We start from the raw sequence: 18,276 nt of genomic DNA on the forward strand, positions 1-18,276 counted from the left end.
GACCGGGCGCACCGATCAAGGAGTTATCCGAACCATGAACCCCCTCCGCAAGGCGGTAATCGGCGGCGCTCTCGTGGTCTCGACGATGGCGGGTGGCGCATTCGGCGCGGCTCTCATCAACGGGTCCGCGTCGGCCGCGACCAACACCACCACCACCGCTCCCAGCTCCACCAACGGCACCGCCACTCCGAGTGGGCAGGCGCCGCCGAACTTCGACCCGAGCCAGGCGCACCACGTTGCCAACGGCATCACCGAGACGCTGCTCACCGGCACGGACGCCGAGAAGGCCACGGCCGCGGCGCTCAAGGCCGTGCCCGGCGGCACGATCCAGCGGGTCGAGACCGACGCCGACGGTGATGCCTACGAGGCGCACATGCTCGACGCCTCGGGCAACCCCGTCACCGTGAAGTTCGACAAGGACTTCAACGTGACCTCGACCGAGTCCGGCCCCGCCGGCGGCATGGGTCACGGTGGTGGCGGTCAGCCCCCGGCGGCGTCCACCTCGCCGACGGCCTAGTCCCAGCAACAACAATGAGAGGGTGACCACCGCGTTCGTCCTCTCCGGAGGTGCGAGCCTCGGCTCGGTCCAGGTCGGCATGCTGCTGGCCTTGGCCGAGCGGGGCGAGCGCCCCGACATGATCGTCGGGACCTCCGTCGGTGCGATCAACGGCGCGTGGATTGCTTCCCGCCCGGATTTCGTCGGCGTGCAAGCACTCGCCGACCTGTGGTCGTCGCTCAAAGCGCGCGACGTGTTCCCACGCCAGCTCGGCCAGGGACTGCTCGGTTTCGTCGGCCGCCGCCAAAGCCTGGTGTCGGCTGCGGGGTTGCGGCGACTCATCAGCGCCCATCTCGACTTCGCACGCCTCGAGGACGCACCGATCCCGCTGCACGTCGTGGCGACGGATCTGCTGACGGGCAAGGACTCCCGCTTGTCGACGGGCGACGCCCTCGAAGCGATCACCGCCAGCGCCAGCATCCCGAGCGTGTTCCCGCCGGTCATGATCGACGGCAAGGCGCTCATCGACGGCGGCGTGGTCAACAACACGCCGATCGCCGATGCGGTTGACCTCGGCGCCGACGTCGTGTGGGTGCTGCCCACCGGCTACGCCTGCTCGCTCGACAAACCGCCCCGCGGCGCCTTGTCCATTGCCCTCCATGCCTTGACGTTGACGATCAACCAGCGTCTCGCCGTCGACGTCGCCCGCTACGAGTCGGTCGTCGACCTGCGCCTCATCCCGCCGCTGTGCCCGATCGCCACGACGCCGCTCGACTTTTCCCACACCCGCGAACTGATTGACGCGTCATATGCGTGGACGCAGAAGTGGCTCGCCGGCAAGCACCCGTGGACGGGCCAGGCGAAGCTGCTGGCGCTGCACGAGCACTAGAACTGCGGCGTGCACAAGGGGCGGATGGAAGCGTTCAGCGACGGCGTGATCGCGATCCTGATCACGATCATGGTGCTGGAACTGCACGTGCCGAAGGGCCAGGACCTCCACGCCCTGCGCCCGCTCGTACCGGTGTTCTTCAGCTACGTGTTGAGCTTCGTGTACCTCGGCATCTACTGGAACAACCACCACCACCTGTTGCACGCGACGACGCACGTGAGCGGCGGCATCCTGTGGGCCAACCTGCATCTGCTGTTCTGGCTGTCGCTGTTCCCGTTCGTGACGGAGTGGATGGGCGAGAACCACTTCGCCCGCACGCCGGCCGCCGTCTACGGCGTCGTCGCCCTCGGTGCGGCCCTCGCCTACTACTTGCTGCAGACGATGATCGTGCGCGTCGACGGACACGACTCGGTCCTCGCCGCCGCACTCGGGCGCGACCTCAAGGGCAAGGCGTCGCCCGTGCTGTACGCGTCGGCGATTCCACTGGCGTTCGTGAACCATTGGATCGCGGTGGCGCTGTACGTCACCGTGGCGCTGATCTGGCTGATCCCCGATCGGCGCCTCGAGCGCCAGTTCGTTTGACGGCGTTCGCGTCGTTACCTCAGTGACTCATCGGAGCGGCGTCGCCGACTTGGAATAGCCCGAGCGCGCCCTTCATGACGTTGGCGAACTTGTGCGTCACCATCGGATAGCTGCCGTCGTCGTCGAGGGTGAACTCGACGAAGCCGCCCTGGGCCGGCTGGAGGTCGAGCGCCTGCGAACCGCCGTGACCCGGACCCGGGCGCAACGTGTAGTCGCCTTCCTTGTAGACGGTGTCGAAGATCGTGCCCACGATGTGGAACGACGAGTTCTCCGACGGTCCGGCGTCGAGGACCCACACCCGCACGCGATCGCCGGCGTTGACCTTGATCGGCGAAAACTTGTACTGATTCACGTAGCCGTTGAAGACCACGGCGTCCGGCTTGACCGCCTGCATCTTCGCCAGGTCGCCCGGCTGACCCTGCGGACCGAGGTAGAGCTCGGACTGCACCATGACGTACTCGTGGTCGACGGGGTCGAGCGCCGGTGGGTCGATGATGACGGCGCCGTACATGCCGTTGCCGATGTGGTGCAGCGCGGGGGCGGTGCCGCAGTGGTACATGAAGATGCCGGCGTAGCCGGCCTTGAACTGGTACACGAGCGACTCACCCGGATTGATCGTGCGCATCTGGACGCTCGGCGAAACCTTCGAGGCGTGGAAGTCGATCGAGTGGCCCATCGTGCCGTCGTTCACCAGCGTCACGTTGAACACGTCGCCGACCTTGCCGCGCAGCGTCGGGCCGGGAACCTGATCGTTGAACGTCCACATCAGCTGCTTCACGCCCGGCGCCACTTCCATCAGCTTGTCGGTGGTGTGGAACGTGACGTCGTGAACCGAGCCGCCGTCACTCGGCTGCAACGTCGGGTCGAACGCGTGCCAGTTCGCCTTGGGCATGGCGTTGAAATCGATGGTGGCGTCCTTGGCGGCGGATCCCTTTGTCGCCGTGGCGGTCGCCACGTTGCCGACGTGCAGCATGGCGGTCATGCCGGCGGCCTCGTGACCGGGAACGGCGCAGAACATCGTGTACATCCCGGGCGCCAGGCCCGCGAGTGACAGCTTGGCCGAGTCGCCGGGCTTCAGCATGGCGGTGGCCGCCGTCTGACCCTTGATGGCGAGGTTGTGCTCGACGGTGCCGCCGTTGGTCACCGTAAGGGTGGCGCCTTCGGCGACCGTGACGGTGTTCGGCGTGAGGGCGAACTCGCTGAGCTTCACCTTCGCGGTGGCCGGCAACGACTGCGACGAAGTGCCCGTCGAGGGTGCCGACGCGCGACCCGTCGTATGCCGGATCGCCGCGTAACCCGCGACCAGCGCGACGAGCATCGCCATGACGGCGAGGCCGATCGTGAACAGCATCCACGCGCCTTGCACGTCGCGCCCGTGGTCGATCTCGTCTCGGAGCGCGCGGAGTTGGGTTTCGACCTCCGGGGCGTTGCCGGTGCCGGTGCTGTTGCCGGCGCCGTTGTTTCCGTCGCGGCGCGGCGGAAGTGCGGTCTGCGTCATCGAGGGCCTCCTCGTTCGTTCGTATAGCCATCGTCGGTTGCCGCCCCGCGGCGAGGTAGGGGCCGCAGGTCCCAGGTGGCGGGCCAAACGACCCTTATCTCCACCACAAGGTGGAAATATCCGTACCGTCACGGGTGATGACCGTTGCGCGTCTCAGCGAGGACCAAGCCCGTGCGCTGGGCCACACGACGCGCCGCGAAATCGTGCGCATCGTCGACGCCGCTTCCGGCGACGTGACTGTGGCCGAACTCGCCGGCGCATTACGGCTCACGCAGAACGCGGTGCGCAAGCACCTCGCCCTCCTCGTCCGCGCCGGACTCGTCACCGAGGCACAGGAGGAACGCCACGCGCGCGGGCGCCCGCGCCTCGTGTACCGGCCGGCCGCCGGAGCGAACGAAGACCCCTACCGGCGCACCGCGACCCTGCTCGCACGCGTCGTCAGCCGCGGGGAATCCCCCGAGGCCGTCGGCCGCGCCGCGGGCGCGGCAACGGCGTCGCCGACAACCGACACACCGGTGGACGCCCTGGCCGCGCAACTGCGACGCGGTGGCTTCGACCCCGTCGTCGTCCAACGCGAGGACGGCGGCGCCAACGTCGTGTTGCGAACATGCCCGCTGGCAGACGCCGCGGCCGAGGCAAGCGACGTCGTGTGCCGACTTCATCTCGGACTCATCGAGGGCATGGCGCAGGCGATTGGTGGCATCGACATCTCCGCCTTCGACGCCCGTGACCCCTATCGGGCGGGCTGCCGCGTCGTTACGACGCAAACTGGCGCGCCGCCACCTCCCGCGCCCAATGCTGCGACCGTCGGCGAAACTCACCACATGGCCAAGCAGAGCGCGGCGCTGCTCGTTTACCGCCGGACGGGCGAGGAACTCGAGGTGCTGATCGTGCATCCGGGCGGCCCGTACTGGGCCAAGAAGGACGACGGGGCGTGGTCGTTGCCGAAGGGCGAGTACGTCGACGGCGAGGACCCGCTCACAGTCGCGCGGCGCGAGTTCGCCGAAGAGCTCGGTCAACCACCTCCTGCCGGCGACGTCGTCGACCTCGGCGAGGTGCTCCAGGCGGGCGGCAAGCGGGTGCACGCGTTCGCGGTGGCGGGCGACGCGGAGGTCAGCGCCATCACCAGCAATGAGTTCGAGATGGAGTGGCCGCCGCGCTCGGGCCGCCGGCAGTCATTCCCCGAAGTCGACCGGGCGATGTGGGCCACGATCGAGGTCGCCCGAGTGAAACTCCTCGGCGGGCAGGTGCCGCTGCTCGACGCGCTGGTCAGCCGCGCCGGCTCGGGCTGACGACGCGCCCGGCGCGCACCGCGCGTTGTGCTTCGTCGATGCGCGTCGCCGTGCCGTTGACCAGCAGGTGGCGCATGCCGGTGGGGGCATCCGCGGTCAGGCGCGCCGTGTCGGCCGGGAAGTCGCGGACACGGCGCAGCGGACCCGGCCCAACCGTCGCCGGGTCGAACACGACGATGTCGGCGTAGGCACCGGGTTGCAGCACGCCGCGACCCGCGAAGCCGAACAGGTTCGCCGGTTCCTGCGTGAGCTTGTGCACCGCCTTCTCCAGCGACATCACTTGTCTGTCGCGGACCCAGGGGCCGAGCAGGTCGGTGGGCAGGGGCGCGTCGCACAGCTGGCCGACGTGGGCGCCGGCGTCGGAGAGCCCGAGGGCGCAGCCCGGCTCGTTGAGTAGGACGCTGATGCCCTCCTCGTCGTCGTTGGCGATGATCGTCTTGACCCGGAGCCCTTCGAGGTCGTCGACGGCGAGGTCGAGCAGGACGTCGAGCGGCTCGGCGCCGCGGGCGGCGGCGATGTCGGTGACGGTGCGCCCCACGAGCTCGGGGTGTTTGGCCGACTCCATGATCTCGAAGGTCTGCCACCGCGGCGGCAGCGTCCACGCGGCGTTGACCTGGTCGCGCCACGCCGGGTTGGCGAAGGCGGCGCGGCGGTCGTCGAGCGACGCCCCCGACAGCTGGGCGAACACCGGGTTGGTGTTGAGGGTGAAGGGCTCGACCATCGTCATCGAGAACGACAGCGGGCGGCAGCTCACCTGGGGCCACACGTCGGCGCCCTGCTCGCGGTTCCGCCGATGGATGTCGACCGCCTTCATATGGCCGCCGCCCGGGAACGTGAGCAGCGCGGTGTACGTGATGGGCGCGCCGATCTGCGGCTGCACCTTGTAGCAGTCGGTGAAGCCGAAGCCTTCGCCGCCGTTGACAGCCACGACGCCGCGGCCGCTGCGACCGACGGCGCCGAACAACGCCTCGAGCTCCTCGCGCTCGGCGACGCGGCTCGGGATCGGTCGGCCGTCGGCGCCGAGGTGGGTGATGGCGCGGCTGGTGGCGAAGCCCGCCGCGCCAGCGTCCATCGCCTCTTCGACGAGGCCGACCATCTCGGCGATCTCGTCGGGCTTGGCGGCGCGATCCGACGCGTCCTCGCGCATCACGTAGAGCCGCACCGGCGTGTGGCCGATGTAAGCGGCGAAGTTGAGGGCACTGCCGCGGCGGCGCACACAGTCGAGATACTGCGGGAACGTCTCGAACTCGTCCCACGGGATGCCCTCCGCTAGGCACTCCGGGTCCATGTCCTCGACCTTCTCCATCGTGCGCCCGACGAGGTCGCGGTCGACGGGTCGCGTCGGCGAGAGGCTGAAGCCGCAGTTGCCGGCGACGACGGTGGTGACGCCGTGGAAGCTCGACGGCGTGAGCGCCGGGTCCCAGAACACCTGCGCGTCGTAGTGCGTGTGGATGTCGACGAATCCGGGCGCGACGACGCAGCCCAACGCGTCGAGCGTGTCGTCGCCCGACAGGTTCGGTCCGATCTCGACGATGCGGTCAGCCTCGACGGCAACGTCGGCGGCGTAGCCCGGCGCGCCCGTCCCGTCGACCACCGTTCCCCCACGAATCACCAGTCGGTCCATGCGACCGTTCTACTCCCAACCCCGTTCTGGGCGCGCCCGCTCGTGCGCAGCACGAGCTGGCACGCCCAGTTCGGAGGAGGATCGGAAGAGGATGGTCAGGCCGCCTGGTCGCAGTAGGTGACCTGGGCGCCGTCGGCGCCGGGGTCGCAGCGGTCGATGCCGTCGCCGCCGTCGAGGGTGTCGTAGCCCGCACCGCCGATGAGCGTGTCGTTGCCCGCGCCGCCGTGCAGCGTGTCGTTGCCGGCGCCGCCGTCGAGCCGGTTCGCCGCCGGGCTGCCCGTGAGGGTGTCGCCGCCCGACCCGCCGGTCACGTTCTCGACGTCGGCCTTCACGTTGTCGTGCTCGTTGGCCTCGCCGTCGTTCGCCACGCCGTCGAGCGTGACGGAGACGGGCGCGGCCCGGCCCGCGTAGCTGATCGAGTCGACGGCGGTGCCACCGGCGATGGTGTCGGCGCCGTCGGCCGCGTGCACGACGAAGGTGTCGGCGCCGGCGTCGCCCGAGAGGACGTCGTTGCCGGCGCCCCCGTCGATGACGTCATCGCCGGAACCACCGCTGATGACGTTGTCGCCCGCGCCCCCGGTCAGCGTGTCGTTGCCGAGGCCACCGGTGAGCATCTCGACGTCAGTGCCGACGTTGTCGCGCTCACCCGTGGCTCCGTCGTCCGCGGTGCCGTCAGGGTCCGCCGAGATGGGCGCGGTGCGCTCGGACCACGTGACGAGGTCGCGCCCGGCGCCACCCACGAACGAGTCGGCGCCGTCGAGGTCAGGGTTGGCGACGAAGGTGTCGTCCCCGCTGCCGCCGTCGAGCGCGTCGTCGCCGAAGCCGCCCACGAGGATGTTCTTGAGCGAGCTACCGACCAGGTGGTCGTTGCCCGCACCGCCGAGGATGGTCTCGACATCGGCGCGCACGTCGTCGTGTTCGTCGGCCGCGCCGTCGTCGGCCTGCACGTCGGCGTCGACCGAGATCGGCGCCGACCGTTCGGCATAGGACAACACGTCGGTAGCCGTGCCACCGGTGATCGTGTCGGCCCCGTCGGCCACGCGGTCGGAGAGGAACACGTCGGCCCCAGCGCCACCGTCGAGTACGTCGTCGCCCGTTCCCCCGATGATGATGTCGTCGCCGGCGCCGCCCGCGACCTTGTCGTTGCCGCCGAGGGCGCAGATGACGTCGGGGCCCTGCGTGCCGGTGATGGTGTCGGCACCGCTCGTCCCGTTGATCGTGCACTCAGGACGGATCGTCACCGCGTACGCACCCGTGTCGTCGTCGGCAGAGTCGTCGACGCGCAGCGTGTAGCTCGCCGTGCTGGGCAGCGTGCACGTGGCTTGCGCGGTGACGCCGGCGCGGGTGGCGCACACGACGTCGCCGTTGGGCGCGAACACGTCGAGGTCGGCCTCCATGACGGAGGTGCCGACGACGGTTGCCCGCGCCACCATAAGGGCGTTGGCGGCACCGGAGAACGTGTACCAGTCGTTCTCGCCGGCGACGGCGATGAGACCCTGCCGCGGCCGCGCCATGGCCAACGCCAACCCACCGACGGGTCGATTGACGCGCTGGGCCTCGAGGCGGTAGCCGCCGACGTCGTCGCTGCCCGAGTCGAACACCGACACGGTGTAACGACCGGCAGAGGCCAAGCGGCAGACGGCTTCGGTGCTCGGCCCGGCGGTAGCCGAGCACACCGTCTTGCCCGCAGCGTCGCGTACGTCGAGGTCCATCTCGAGGCCCGACCCGGCGGCACCGGTGGCGTGCACGTAGGCGACGTCGCCCGCCGACGCTCTCAGGGCGAAGCCGTCGACCTCGCCCTTCGCGGCGAGTGAGCACGCCACGGTCGTGCCGAACGAGATGGTGCTGGGACACGCGGTGGCCGCCGCCACTTTGGGCGTGCCGTTGGGCAGGCACGCGACGAGAAGCGCCGTGATGGCGCCGGCCAGCGCCACGCGCCGGAACTGCTGCGAAGACATGGAGAACTCCCGGTCAGAAAGGAATGACGGGGAGTGGCTCGGCTACCTCACCACGCGACGCACAGCCGCGCAAGGGTCAGTTTTCGTGCTGGGCGACCAGGGCGCGCCCGACCCCCTCGGCGACGAGGTCGACGTCGAAGACGGTGTGGGCACAGATCATGTGGATGTCGCGGTGCAGCCGCTGCAGCTCGTTGTCGAGGTAGTGCGCCGACGCGCCGCTCGACTGCATGACGTCACGCACGATGTCGCGGCAGCGCCGCACGATGTGGGCGATGCCGAGACGCAACTCGAGCTGCGCCACCTGGTCGAGGTCGATGACACCGTCCGCGTGCGCCTGGATGCGGTCGCCGGCGGCGCGCAGCAGCGTCTCGGCGTGGTCGACTTCGACGCGCAGGTTGGCCAATCGCACCTGCGTGGGCACGCGCGCCGACTGGGTCTTGCGCGTCCCGAACATGACGCGGTCGAACAGCCGCTGCTCGAACAGTTCGAGGGCGCGCTTGGCCGCACCCACCGCCGGCATGGCCGCGGTGATGGACAGAAACGGCGGGATCGGGATCCGCAACAAATACGGATCGCCCGGCTTGGCCAGCACGTGGGGCGGCGGCATGAGCGACACGCGCCGCGCCGGCACCGTCACCGCGTTCGCCACGATGTCGCGGCTACCGGTGGCGGCCATGCCGTCGACGTGCCACGTGTCCTTCACCTCGACCTCGCCGACGGGCACGAGGAAGTTGCGCGCCATCTCCGTCGCGTCGCCTTCGATCTTGCCGCTGAGCAACGCCCAATCGGCGTGACAGATGCCGGTGCCGAAACTCCACTGACCCGTCAACGTGAACGTGCCGTCGTCGTTGGCCGTGGCGCGGCCCGACGGGTTCACGCTGCCGGGCGCGAGCACGTAGGGCCGGCGCCCGAAGATCTCGTCCTGGAGCTCCTCGGCGAACATGGTGATGAGCCAGTTGTGCTCCATGTAGAAGGTGGTGATCCACCCCATCGACGGGTCGGCGGTGGCGACGGCGATGCCGATGTCGAGGTACGTCGCCATGTCGATCTCGTAGCCGCCGTAGCGTTTCGGCACGAAGGAGCGGAACACGCCGGTCTCCTTCAGCGCCTCGATCACTTCGTCGAGCGGGCGGCGCTGCGCCTCCGCCTCGAATGACTTCGAGGCGATCATCGGCAACAGCGCCGCTACTCGCTCGACGAGTCCGGCTACGGGCGGTCCCCCCGAATCGCTCATTAGCCGGCTCGTTGTTGTTCGAGAAGCTCGACCACGTTTCCTTCGGGATCCTCGATCATGGCGATACGAATTCCCGGCATAAGTTGCGTAACGGGCAATGGGACAGGCGAACCGGCCTCGACGGCGGGTGCGATGGCGAGATCGATGTCGTCGACGCCCATCGTCCAGTAGCGCAGACCCGTCCCGCCGGCCGAGCCGCCCGGCGGGTTGGCCGCACTCGGCGTCTCCTTGTGCTTCACCAGCTTCACCACGCACTCGCCCACGGCGAACTGCCACATGTGCGAGCCCGTCGGCAGGTCGAAGTCGAAGAGGAACTTGAGGCCGAGCACGTCGCGGTAGAACGGGACGCAGGCGTCCGGGTCCTTCACGACGATGCCGATGTCGATGTGATGCGCCATTAGCTGCCTGCTTTCTTGTCTCGCGGCGGGAGGAACTTCCCGATCTGGCCGGTGTCGAAGTACTCGTAGATGCGGCTGAGTTTGCCGTCGCGCACGTAGCCGACGAAGCACACGTCCATCTGCCCGACGAAGCCGCTCTCGTAGGTGACATAGATCGTGTGCTGCTGCACGAAGCCACCTTCGAACACCCGCACGCGCCGGTTCTTGTAACGCGTCTTCGGATTCGTCTGCATGCCGCGTTTGAGCATGGCCAGGTTCGACTCGCGCGTTTCGTACAGCTGATCGTGGCTGTGCCAGACCACGATCTCGGGCGCGTAGCAACTCTCGACCGTGTCGTAGTCGCGTCGCTCGAGCGCGTCGAAGAAGCGGTCGCACAACTCGAGCGTCTGCCAGTCCTTACGCATCGGCGGCAAGTCCCCTCTCGCGGCCCGTCTCTTGGCCCATCCAGGCGGCGAACTTCGTGGTGTCCATGTACTCGTCGATGCGCGTGATCTGGCCGTCGCGCACCCGCCCGACGATGCAGATCGGCATCGATCCCTGGTGACCGGTGTGCATCGTGCCGTTGAGCGAGTGCTGGATGACGAAACCATCCTCGAAGCAGTTGATCTGACGGTCGTTGTAGGTGCGGCGGCGCTGGCCGGCATAACTGTCGGGATACGCGGCGAGGTTCTCGTCGCGCGTCGTCTCCTTGCCGAAGACGTTGTGCCACACGATGCAGTCGTCGCTCATGATGCGCCGCAGCGTTTCGACCCGCCCGTCCTGGTAGGCGTCGAAGAACTCGTTGCACAGGTCACGGATCTCGTACTCGTTCATGCGCGCGCCAGCCTTCCGGTGTCCATGTACTCGTACAGCTTGTTGATCTTGTCGTCGTGGACTTCGGCGACGAGGCACGACGACAGCGGGATCTGCGTCCCGTTCTTGGCCACGACGTGGCACGTGTACTGCACGACGAAGCCGTCGTCGAAGGTGTTGATCGTGCGGTCGTTGTAGAGGCGGCGTCGCAGGAGACCCTTGCCCTGCTCGAGGACGGCGAGGTTCTCCTCGCGCGTCATCGTGTCGCCCGTGGTGTTGACCCACATCGTCATGCCGGGCGCGTAGAACTCGGCGACGGCGGCCACATCACCGCGTTCGAGGGCGTCGAAGAAGTCGTTGCACAGCTTGCGCAGGAACGAGTCACGCGTCATTCGAGCGCTTCACCTTCGCTCACCGCCAGCGCGTCCAGCACCGCGTCGCGGCCCTGCGCGATGTGCTCGCCCATCAGCGCGGCGGCGCGGGTGGCGTCGCGGCGACACATCGCGTCGGCGATGAGGTGATGGAACGTGTCGGAGCGCTCGATCTCCGCCGCGCCGAAAGACTGGAAAGCGCGGAACACCAGCGGGATGTCGACGGTGCGCGCCAGCATCGACTCGAGGCGGCGGTGGCGCGCCGCGTCGATGATCGTGTCGTGAAACCGGCGGTTCGCCTCGTGCAACGCCCGCACGCCGGCGACGGAGTCGACGTCGACCGTGCGGCACACCTCGCCGAAGGCGTCGGCGGCGGCGACGAGGGCGCCCAACGCCTCCTCGGTGGCGCGTTCGGTGGCCACCTCGACGGCGTAGGACTCGAGCTTGATGCGCAGCCCGTAGAGGTCGGCGACTTCGGTGGCCGACAGGCGGCGCACCATGGCGCCGCGGTTGCGCTCGCTGACGACGAGCCCTTCGGCCTCGAGCAGGCGCAGCGCCTCGCGCACCGGCGTGCGCGACAGCCCGAGTTCCTCGGCGATGCGCTGCTCGACGAGTCGCTGCCCCGGCGGGTAGCGGTTCTCGACGATGGCGGCGCGCACCGCGTCGTAGGCCGTCACTGGATCGCCCCCTGCGCCCTTAACGACGCGATGGCGTCGGCGTCGAGGCCGAGCAACTCGTGCAGCACCTCGTCGGTGTGCGCGCCGAGCGTTGGGCCGGCGTGGCGGATGGTGCCGGGCGTCTCGGTGAAGCGGGGCACCACCCCGGTGACCGGCACTTCCCAGCCCTGTGACGAGGTGATGCGGCGCACCATGTCGCGGGCGAGGTACTGCGGGTCGGTGAGCATGTCGGGCGCGGTGAAGATGCGCCCGGCGGGTACGCCGTGGCGTTCGAGCACGGCCAGCACGTCTTCGCACGACAGCGTGGAGGTCCAGGCGCCGACGATGGCGTCGATCTCTTCGAGGTGGGCGCCGCGGGCGTGATGCGACGAGAAGCGTTCGTCCGTCGCCAACTCGGGCTGGCCCATGGCGTCGCACAAACGGGTGAACACGGCATCGGCGTTACCGGCGACCGCGACCTCGGCGCCGTCGGCGGTCGGGTACGCGTTGGCTGGAGCGACGCCGGGCAGGATGCTGCCGGTGCGCGTGCGAATGACGCCGCCGAGTTCGTAATCGGCCATGGTCGACTCCATCAGCGCCGCGACCGCTTCGTAGATGGCGACGTCCACCTCTTGGCCCTTGCCTGTGTCCTTCGCCCGTACGAGCGCCGCCAGCGTGCCGATCACGGCGAAGACCGACGCCAGCGCGTCGCCCAGCGAGATGCCGGTGCGCGCCGGCGGCCGGTCGGGGCTGCCGGTCGTGTAGCGCACGCCCCCCATCGCCTCGCCGATGCTGCCGAACCCGGCGTTGTTGGCCAGCGGACCGGTCTGGCCGAACCCGCTCACGTGCACGAGGATCAATTTCGGGTTGCGCGCGCTCAGCGACTCGTAGTCCATTCCCCACTTGTCGAGCTGGCCGGTGCGGAAGTTCTCGACCACCACGTCGACGTGGCTGGCGAGGTCGACGGCGATCTGGCGCGCCGCGTCCTGCCGCATGTCCAACACGATCGAGCGCTTGTTGCGACCGATGCTCGGCCACCACAGCGAGTCGCCGTCGCGGGTGACACCCCAGCGTCGCATCGGGTCGCCGTCGCCCGGCGACTCGACCTTGATGACATCGGCGCCGTAGTCGCCGAGCAACTGGCCGGCGAACGGACCCGCGATGAAGTTACCGAGTTCGAGGACGCGGACGCCGTCGAGGGGACCAGCCGTCAACCGCTACTCGCCCGTCGTGGTCATGCGGCCGATGTCGGCCGCGCCGTAGCCCTCGGGCGCGGCGATCTCGACGATCGGGTCCTCGCGCTCGTCGTACTCGGTGCGCAACGCCACCGACATCACGGCGTGCAGCACGTAGGTCATCGTGATGTAGGTGAACTCCATGATCTGCTCGTCGCTGAGGTGTTCCTTCAGCACCGCGAACACGCCGTCGGCGACGCGGCCGTGGGCGAGCACGAGGGCGTCGGTGTAGGCGAGCAGGGCGCGCTCGAGCTCGTCGAACTGATCGCTGACCTGCCAATGCTTGATCGCCTCGATCTTCTCCTCGGAGAAGCCGAGGGCGCGGCAGCTCTTGCAGTGCTGCGAGAACACGAATTGGCTGCCGACGACCCAGCCCCCGCGGGTCTGTCCGAGCTCACGCAACTGCGGGCTGATCTTGCGGTCGGGGCTGGCGTAAAGGGCGAAGCCGGCCACCGCGTGTTCGAGCACGTCAGGCGAGTTGGCCCACACCGTCCACCAGTCGCCGGGGGTGCCGGTGGCGGTGCCGGGCTCGGCGACCGGGTCGCGATCGCCGAACAGGATCTTGTACATCCTGCGCACAATCTTCGGGTTGTCGTCCGATTTCGGGATCTGTCCTAGCCGCGGCATCGGCGGATTGTATACATTGCCCTCATGGCCGGTACCCAGTTCACGAACGCCGAATTCGAGCTCCGGGGCTTCAACCATCTCGCCCTCGTCGCCCGCGACATGAAGGAAACCGTCGAGTGGTACGAGGACGTGCTCGGTATGAAGCTCGTCAAGACCCTCGAGCTACCGGGCGGCCACGGCCAGCACTTCTTCATGGACATGGGCAACGGCGTCGACGGGATCGCGTTCTTCTACTTCGGTGAGCACGCGCCCGAACCCGAGCGCGGCGTGTCGATCCAGAACCGCTTCGGCATCACCGCCATCGGCACGATGAACCACCTCGCCTTCGACGTCGACCCCGAAAAGTTCGACGCCTACCGCCAGAAGCTGATCGACAAGGGCGTCGAAGTCACGATGACGATCAACCACTGCGACTCGCTCGACGGCGGCCACAAGGAGAACTACGACCCGGCCACCGACGACGGAGACGTGTTCGTGCGCTCGATCTACTTCAACGACCCGAACGGCACGAAGCTCGAGTTCGCCTGCTGGACCAAGACCTTCGACGAGTCCGACGTCAAGCACGCCCCCGCCACCGCCCAAACCCCCGTCGACGCCTAACCCCTCGCGAACTTGTGTTCTGTGGCACACGATTCGTGTGCCACAGAACACAAGTTTCAGGAGGTGGCATACGGGGTGCCGGCGAAGCGGGGGCCGGCGACGCCGACGTGGCTCTGCACTGACCGGCCCGTGATGCGGCAGGCGACGCGCGCCGCCTCGACCATGCCGGCGACGTCGACGCCCGTCTCGACGCCCATGGCGTCGAGAGCGTGCGCCAGGTCTTCGAGCGCCAGGTTGCCCGACGCTCCGGGGGCGAACGGGCAACCACCCAACCCGCCGACGCTGCCGTCGACGCGCTCGACGCCCGCCTCGATGGCGCGCAACGCGTTGGTGATGGCCAGGCCCCGCGTGTCGTGGAGATGGATGCCGACGGGCAGACCCAGCGCGGCGACGCGCGTCACCGCCGGGCCGATCTCGGTGGGCACGGCGGTGCCGATGGTGTCGGCAAGGCCGAGTGCCTTCACGCCGGCGGCGACGGCGGCCTCGGCCACGCGCACGACGTCGTCCAGCGGGACGGGACCGGTGAACGGGCAGCCAAACGCAGTGGCGAGCGTCAACTCGACGACGGCGCCGTCGGCGTCGGCCAACGCCACGACCCGCGCGAGACCGGCGAGGCCCTCGGCGACGGACTGACCGGCGTTCTCGCGCTGGTGCGCCTCCGACACCGAGATCACCCACTGCAGGTGCCGGAGGCCGGCGGCGAGCGCCCGCTGCGCGCCCCGCTCGTTGAGCACGAGTCCCCAGCGGGTGACGGGCGACCCGGCGGTCGCCGCGACCATCTCTTCGGCGTCGGCCATCGCCGGGACGCGGTCGGGCCGCACGAACGATGTCAGTTCGAGATCACGGATGCCGGCGGCGACGAGGGCTTCGAACAGCTCGAGCTTGGCCTGCGTGCTGACGGGTGCCTCGTCCTGCAAGCCGTCGCGCAGCGTCACGTCGCGGAGCACCACCATGCGACCGACCATACAGTTGCGCCCGTGCACCGCCCGACTCGACTCGCGGCGATCGGCGGCGTCGCCGGGCCGGCGGCGTTCATCGGTGCGTGGGGCGTGCTCGGCACGCGGCTCAAGCACTACAACCCGCTGCACGATCCGATCAGCCGGCTCGCCGCGATCGGGTCGTCGACGCGGGCGCCGATGACCGCCGGCTTCCTGGCGTTCTCCGTCGGCTTGGCGTTGTACGCGCTCAGCGCGCGCGACCACCTGTCGCGACGCGTCGCCGCCCTCGCGGCAGTCAACGCGGCGGCGACGATCGGCGTCGCCGCGTTTCCGCTCGAAGGCTTCGGCGGCAGCTTCGGCCACGCCGCTTCGGCCTTCACCGGCTACGCCACCCTCGCCGCCATGCCGGCGGTGCACGGCCGGCGCGGCGGCAAAGCGCTGTCGGCCGTTATCGCCGCCGCGTTGGTGCTCAGCATCGTCGACGAGTCGCACACCGGACTGTTCCAGCGCAGCGGCCTCACCCTCGGCGACGCCTGGATCGTCGCCACCGCCCTCAGCATCCTCCAGGGAAGGAGTCAACCGTGATTGCTCTGCGCGCCGCCCGCGCCTTCGACGGCGACCGGTTCCTCGACAACGCCGTCGTGGTCGTCGACGGCAACGTCATCACCGACGTCGGCGAGTCCGTACCCGCGGGCGTCGACGTGGTCGACCTCGGCGACGCGCTGCTCACTCCCGGCTTGATCGACTCGCATCAGCACCTCGTGTTCAACGCCCAGGGCACGCTCGAAGAGCAAGTGGCCGGCGTGTCGGACGACGAGTTGCGCGAGCGCGCCCGCGCCAACGCCCAGCGCGCCCTGCGCGCCGGCATCACGACCATCCGCGACCTCGGTGATCGCAACTACGTCACGGTGGGTCTACGCGACGACGCGACGCTCCCGACGATCCTCGCCGCTGGGCCGCCGCTCACGCCGGAACAGGGTCACTGCTGGTTTCTCGGCGGCGAGTGCGGCGACACCGACGCGCTCGTCGCCGCCGTGGGCGAGCGCCGGGCGCGCGGCTGCGACGTCGTGAAGATCATGGTGACGGGCGGCGCGCTGACGCCGACGTATCCCATGTGGAGGTCGCAATTCACCACCGACCAACTGCGCGCCGTCGTCGCCGCCGCCCACGACGTCGGGCTCCCCGTCGCCGCCCACTGCCACGGGGTCGGAGGCATCGCGTCGGCCGTCGAAGTCGGTGTGGACACGATCGAGCACTGCACCTTCTTCACCGAAAGCGGTGGGTCGGAGCCCGACGAGACGCTGCTGCACGCGATCATCGCCGCCGGCATCCCGGTGTCGGTCACCCTCGGTCAGCTGCCGGGGGGCGAACCACCACCGGTGATCAAGGCGAACTTCGAGACGATGCTCGACGCCTTCCGGTTCTTCGTGCACAACGGCGGCACCGCGGTCGTCGGAACCGACGCCGGCATCGGCCCGCCGAAGCCGCACGACGTGCTGCCCTACGCGTACGACACCTTGCTTGGCATCGGCATGACGCCGGAGCGGGCACTGCAAGCGATGACGTCGAAGTCAGCGGACGTCATCGGCCTCGGTGACCGGAAGGGACGGCTGGCGCCGGGCTACGACGCCGACGTCCTCGCCACCGGCGCGGCGCTCACCGAAGTGCGCGGCGTGTGGCTACGCGGCGAGCGCGTCGTTTGACGCGTTAGGCGCGGAACACGACGGGCCATAGCTCGTCGTCGGCGTAGGCGTCGCCCACACCGCGGCCGCGGCTCTGGAGCAACCCGAGGTTGTAGTGGCGCCAACCCTCGCCCTCGTCGATGGCGGTGACGTCGCCGGCGACGAGGTGCACGGCGAGCGAGCGGCGCGGTCGCTTGCTCTTGTTCGGTCCGCTGCCGTGGAACGTCAGTACATGGTGGAAGCTCGCCTCGCCGGCGCGCATGCACAGGTGGCGCGGCTCACCACCGAGGCGCGCCAGCTGGGCGTCGACGTCGGTGCCGAGGAAGTTGCTGGCGCCGGGCACGTGACCCCACGCGTGACTCCCGGGGATCACCTGCATGGCGCCGTTCACCTCGTCGACGTCGTCGAGGGCCACCCACGCCGTCACGAACGCGTCGCGCGACGCGACGGTCTTCCACGAATCCCAGTCCTGGTGCCAGCCGATGTTCCCCGTATCCACACCCGTCGGCGGCTTGTCGAGCAGCTGGTCCTGCCACAGCCGCACCGTCGGCGTGTCGAGCAACGCGGCGGCGATCTCACCGAGGCGTTTGTCGGTGGCGAGCGACGCCAGATCGGGGTCGGCCCACCACGCGTTGTCGATCTTGCGCAGCGCACTGGGGTCGGGCGGGATCGGCAGGTCGAGCGTCGGGCGCCGGCCGGTCCGGTACTCCCCCGCTTCGACGCGGGCCAGCGCGGCGCGGAAGCACTCGACCTCGTCGGCGCTGAACAGCTGCGGCGCGATGACGTACCCGTCGCGCTGGAATGCCGCTACGTCGATCACCCGGCGAGCGTAACGGTGCACCCCCGGTGGGAGACGAAACGAGCATGGATACCGAAGTCACCAAGTCCGACGCCGAGTGGCGCGCCGAGTTGACGCCGGCGCAGTACAACGTGCTGCGCAAGGCCGGCACCGAGCGTGCGTTCAGCGGCGAGTACTGGGACTGCCACGACGACGGCATGTACCACTGCGCCGCGTGCGACGCCCCGCTGTTCGCCTCCGACACCAAGTTCGACTCAGGCACCGGCTGGCCGAGCTTCACCGAGCCCGCGGTGGCCGAGGCCGTGTCGCTGCATCGTGACCGCAGCCTGTTCATGACGCGCACCGAAGTGCGCTGCAAGCGTTGCGGCGGCCACCTCGGTCACGTCTTCGGTGACGGGCCGGCGCCGACCGGTCAGCGCTACTGCATCAACTCGTGCTCGCTCGACCTCAAGCGTCGATGACCTCGATGCGGATCCGCTTGTTGCCCTTGCCCTTCGACTCGGTCTTGACGACGCGTATCCGGCCGACCTGATCAGTCGACGACACGTGCGTGCCGCCGTCGGCCTGCTTGTCGAGACCGACGATGTCGACGACGCGGATCTCCG

General features: G+C 69.2%; 21 protein-coding genes. 8 read left to right on the forward strand and 13 right to left on the reverse strand.

What is annotated here, in order from left to right; genetic code table 11:
• The first annotated feature begins 34 nt into the window (after positions 1–34).
• From VHC63_12475 to VHC63_12485, 3 genes are read left to right on the forward strand one after another with little or no spacing between them, the layout of a single operon-like run.
• On the forward strand, positions 35–517 hold the full coding sequence (locus VHC63_12475) for a hypothetical protein (GenBank protein ID HVV37415.1): 483 nt from the start codon (positions 35–37) through the stop codon (positions 515–517).
• Positions 518–539: 22 nt separating this feature from the next.
• Positions 540–1,385 carry a patatin-like phospholipase family protein gene (locus VHC63_12480; protein ID HVV37416.1) on the forward strand — a complete coding sequence of 282 codons (846 nt, stop codon included), beginning with the start codon at positions 540–542 and terminating at the stop codon, positions 1,383–1,385.
• 9 nt (positions 1,386–1,394) lie between these two features.
• Positions 1,395–1,967, forward strand: coding sequence for a TMEM175 family protein (locus VHC63_12485; GenBank protein ID HVV37417.1), 573 nt, complete (start codon positions 1,395–1,397; stop codon positions 1,965–1,967).
• A 19-nt stretch (positions 1,968–1,986) separates the two neighbouring features.
• Here VHC63_12485 and VHC63_12490 read toward each other — a convergent pair whose 3' ends face one another.
• Positions 1,987–3,465: a multicopper oxidase domain-containing protein gene (locus VHC63_12490; GenBank protein ID HVV37418.1), complete on the reverse strand. Its 1,479-nt coding sequence runs from the start codon at positions 3,463–3,465 to the stop codon at positions 1,987–1,989.
• Between the two features lie 137 nt (positions 3,466–3,602).
• Here VHC63_12490 and VHC63_12495 point away from each other — a divergent pair, with 137 nt between their 5' ends.
• Positions 3,603–4,757, forward strand: coding sequence for an NUDIX domain-containing protein (locus VHC63_12495; GenBank protein ID HVV37419.1), 1,155 nt, complete (start codon positions 3,603–3,605; stop codon positions 4,755–4,757).
• Here VHC63_12495 and VHC63_12500 read toward each other — a convergent pair.
• The 10 genes from VHC63_12500 to VHC63_12545 form a co-directional block, all read right to left on the reverse strand.
• Complete coding sequence (locus VHC63_12500) at positions 4,735–6,381, reverse strand: amidohydrolase family protein (protein HVV37420.1); 1,647 nt, start codon at positions 6,379–6,381, stop codon at positions 4,735–4,737. The two genes, VHC63_12495 and VHC63_12500, sit on opposite strands and share 23 nt — an antisense overlap.
• Before the next feature lie 95 nt (positions 6,382–6,476).
• Positions 6,477–8,339: a calcium-binding protein gene (locus VHC63_12505; GenBank protein HVV37421.1), complete on the reverse strand. Its 1,863-nt coding sequence runs from the start codon at positions 8,337–8,339 to the stop codon at positions 6,477–6,479.
• A gap of 76 nt (positions 8,340–8,415) precedes the next feature.
• Positions 8,416–9,573 (reverse strand): hypothetical protein, encoded by a 1,158-nt coding sequence (locus VHC63_12510; GenBank protein HVV37422.1) that lies wholly within the window; start codon positions 9,571–9,573, stop codon positions 8,416–8,418.
• On the reverse strand, positions 9,573–9,971 hold the full coding sequence (locus tag VHC63_12515; protein HVV37423.1) for a VOC family protein: 399 nt from the start codon (positions 9,969–9,971) through the stop codon (positions 9,573–9,575). Before VHC63_12515 ends, VHC63_12510 begins: the two co-directional genes overlap by 1 nt.
• Entirely contained in the window at positions 9,971–10,375 is a 405-nt protein-coding gene (locus VHC63_12520; GenBank protein ID HVV37424.1) for a nuclear transport factor 2 family protein, read from the reverse strand. Before VHC63_12520 ends, VHC63_12515 begins: the two co-directional genes overlap by 1 nt.
• Positions 10,368–10,784 carry a nuclear transport factor 2 family protein gene (locus VHC63_12525; GenBank protein ID HVV37425.1) on the reverse strand — a complete coding sequence of 139 codons (417 nt, stop codon included), beginning with the start codon at positions 10,782–10,784 and terminating at the stop codon, positions 10,368–10,370. The genes VHC63_12520 and VHC63_12525 overlap by 8 nt, the downstream gene beginning before the upstream one ends.
• Complete coding sequence (locus VHC63_12530; protein HVV37426.1) at positions 10,781–11,155, reverse strand: nuclear transport factor 2 family protein; 375 nt, start codon at positions 11,153–11,155, stop codon at positions 10,781–10,783. Before VHC63_12530 ends, VHC63_12525 begins: the two co-directional genes overlap by 4 nt.
• Positions 11,152–11,811 carry a GntR family transcriptional regulator gene (locus tag VHC63_12535; protein ID HVV37427.1) on the reverse strand — a complete coding sequence of 220 codons (660 nt, stop codon included), beginning with the start codon at positions 11,809–11,811 and terminating at the stop codon, positions 11,152–11,154. Before VHC63_12535 ends, VHC63_12530 begins: the two co-directional genes overlap by 4 nt.
• Positions 11,808–13,004 carry a CaiB/BaiF CoA-transferase family protein gene (locus VHC63_12540; GenBank protein ID HVV37428.1) on the reverse strand — a complete coding sequence of 399 codons (1,197 nt, stop codon included), beginning with the start codon at positions 13,002–13,004 and terminating at the stop codon, positions 11,808–11,810. Before VHC63_12540 ends, VHC63_12535 begins: the two co-directional genes overlap by 4 nt.
• A gap of 3 nt (positions 13,005–13,007) precedes the next feature.
• The gene (locus VHC63_12545) at positions 13,008–13,652 is read right to left on the reverse strand and encodes a carboxymuconolactone decarboxylase family protein (protein ID HVV37429.1); all 645 of its coding nucleotides are present in this window, start codon (positions 13,650–13,652) and stop codon (positions 13,008–13,010) included.
• A gap of 24 nt (positions 13,653–13,676) precedes the next feature.
• Between VHC63_12545 and VHC63_12550 the strand changes: the two genes are divergently transcribed.
• Positions 13,677–14,252 carry a VOC family protein gene (locus VHC63_12550; protein ID HVV37430.1) on the forward strand — a complete coding sequence of 192 codons (576 nt, stop codon included), beginning with the start codon at positions 13,677–13,679 and terminating at the stop codon, positions 14,250–14,252.
• Positions 14,253–14,308: 56 nt separating this feature from the next.
• Here the strand turns inward: VHC63_12550 and VHC63_12555 are convergent, their stop codons facing one another.
• Entirely contained in the window at positions 14,309–15,205 is an 897-nt protein-coding gene (locus VHC63_12555) for a hydroxymethylglutaryl-CoA lyase (GenBank protein ID HVV37431.1), read from the reverse strand.
• 24 nt (positions 15,206–15,229) lie between these two features.
• On the opposite strand from VHC63_12555, the gene VHC63_12560 reads away from it, so the two are divergent.
• Complete coding sequence (locus tag VHC63_12560) at positions 15,230–15,775, forward strand: DUF998 domain-containing protein (protein ID HVV37432.1); 546 nt, start codon at positions 15,230–15,232, stop codon at positions 15,773–15,775.
• Positions 15,772–16,893 (forward strand): amidohydrolase family protein, encoded by a 1,122-nt coding sequence (locus VHC63_12565; GenBank protein ID HVV37433.1) that lies wholly within the window; start codon positions 15,772–15,774, stop codon positions 16,891–16,893. The genes VHC63_12560 and VHC63_12565 overlap by 4 nt, the downstream gene beginning before the upstream one ends.
• A 4-nt stretch (positions 16,894–16,897) precedes the next feature.
• Here VHC63_12565 and VHC63_12570 read toward each other — a convergent pair whose 3' ends face one another.
• Positions 16,898–17,692, reverse strand: a complete 795-nt coding sequence (locus tag VHC63_12570; protein HVV37434.1) for a phytanoyl-CoA dioxygenase family protein — start codon at positions 17,690–17,692, stop codon at positions 16,898–16,900.
• 44 nt (positions 17,693–17,736) lie between these two features.
• Here VHC63_12570 and msrB point away from each other — a divergent pair, with 44 nt between their 5' ends.
• Positions 17,737–18,132 carry a peptide-methionine (R)-S-oxide reductase MsrB gene (gene msrB, locus VHC63_12575; GenBank protein HVV37435.1) on the forward strand — a complete coding sequence of 132 codons (396 nt, stop codon included), beginning with the start codon at positions 17,737–17,739 and terminating at the stop codon, positions 18,130–18,132.
• The last annotated feature ends 144 nt before the right edge of the window (positions 18,133–18,276 follow it).

This window comes from Acidimicrobiales bacterium (assembly GCA_035546775.1).
Lineage (GTDB): Bacteria > Actinomycetota > Acidimicrobiia > Acidimicrobiales > JACCXE01 > JACCXE01.

Coding starts and splice junctions, on each gene's coding strand:
- VHC63_12475 (HVV37415.1), top strand. CDS start 35: ATGAACCCCCTCCGCAAGGCGGTAATCGGCGGCGCTCTCGTGGTCTCG.
- VHC63_12490 (HVV37418.1), bottom strand. CDS start 3,465: ATGACGCAGACCGCACTTCCGCCGCGCCGCGACGGAAACAACGGCGCC.
- VHC63_12495 (HVV37419.1), top strand. CDS start 3,603: ATGACCGTTGCGCGTCTCAGCGAGGACCAAGCCCGTGCGCTGGGCCAC.
- VHC63_12500 (HVV37420.1), bottom strand. CDS start 6,381: ATGGACCGACTGGTGATTCGTGGGGGAACGGTGGTCGACGGGACGGGC.
- VHC63_12505 (HVV37421.1), bottom strand. CDS start 8,339: ATGTCTTCGCAGCAGTTCCGGCGCGTGGCGCTGGCCGGCGCCATCACG.
- VHC63_12510 (HVV37422.1), bottom strand. CDS start 9,573: ATGAGCGATTCGGGGGGACCGCCCGTAGCCGGACTCGTCGAGCGAGTA.
- VHC63_12515 (HVV37423.1), bottom strand. CDS start 9,971: ATGGCGCATCACATCGACATCGGCATCGTCGTGAAGGACCCGGACGCC.
- VHC63_12520 (HVV37424.1), bottom strand. CDS start 10,375: ATGCGTAAGGACTGGCAGACGCTCGAGTTGTGCGACCGCTTCTTCGAC.
- VHC63_12525 (HVV37425.1), bottom strand. CDS start 10,784: ATGAACGAGTACGAGATCCGTGACCTGTGCAACGAGTTCTTCGACGCC.
- VHC63_12530 (HVV37426.1), bottom strand. CDS start 11,155: ATGACGCGTGACTCGTTCCTGCGCAAGCTGTGCAACGACTTCTTCGAC.
- VHC63_12545 (HVV37429.1), bottom strand. CDS start 13,652: ATGCCGCGGCTAGGACAGATCCCGAAATCGGACGACAACCCGAAGATT.
- VHC63_12550 (HVV37430.1), top strand. CDS start 13,677: ATGGCCGGTACCCAGTTCACGAACGCCGAATTCGAGCTCCGGGGCTTC.
- VHC63_12555 (HVV37431.1), bottom strand. CDS start 15,205: ATGGTGGTGCTCCGCGACGTGACGCTGCGCGACGGCTTGCAGGACGAG.
- msrB (HVV37435.1), top strand. CDS start 17,737: ATGGATACCGAAGTCACCAAGTCCGACGCCGAGTGGCGCGCCGAGTTG.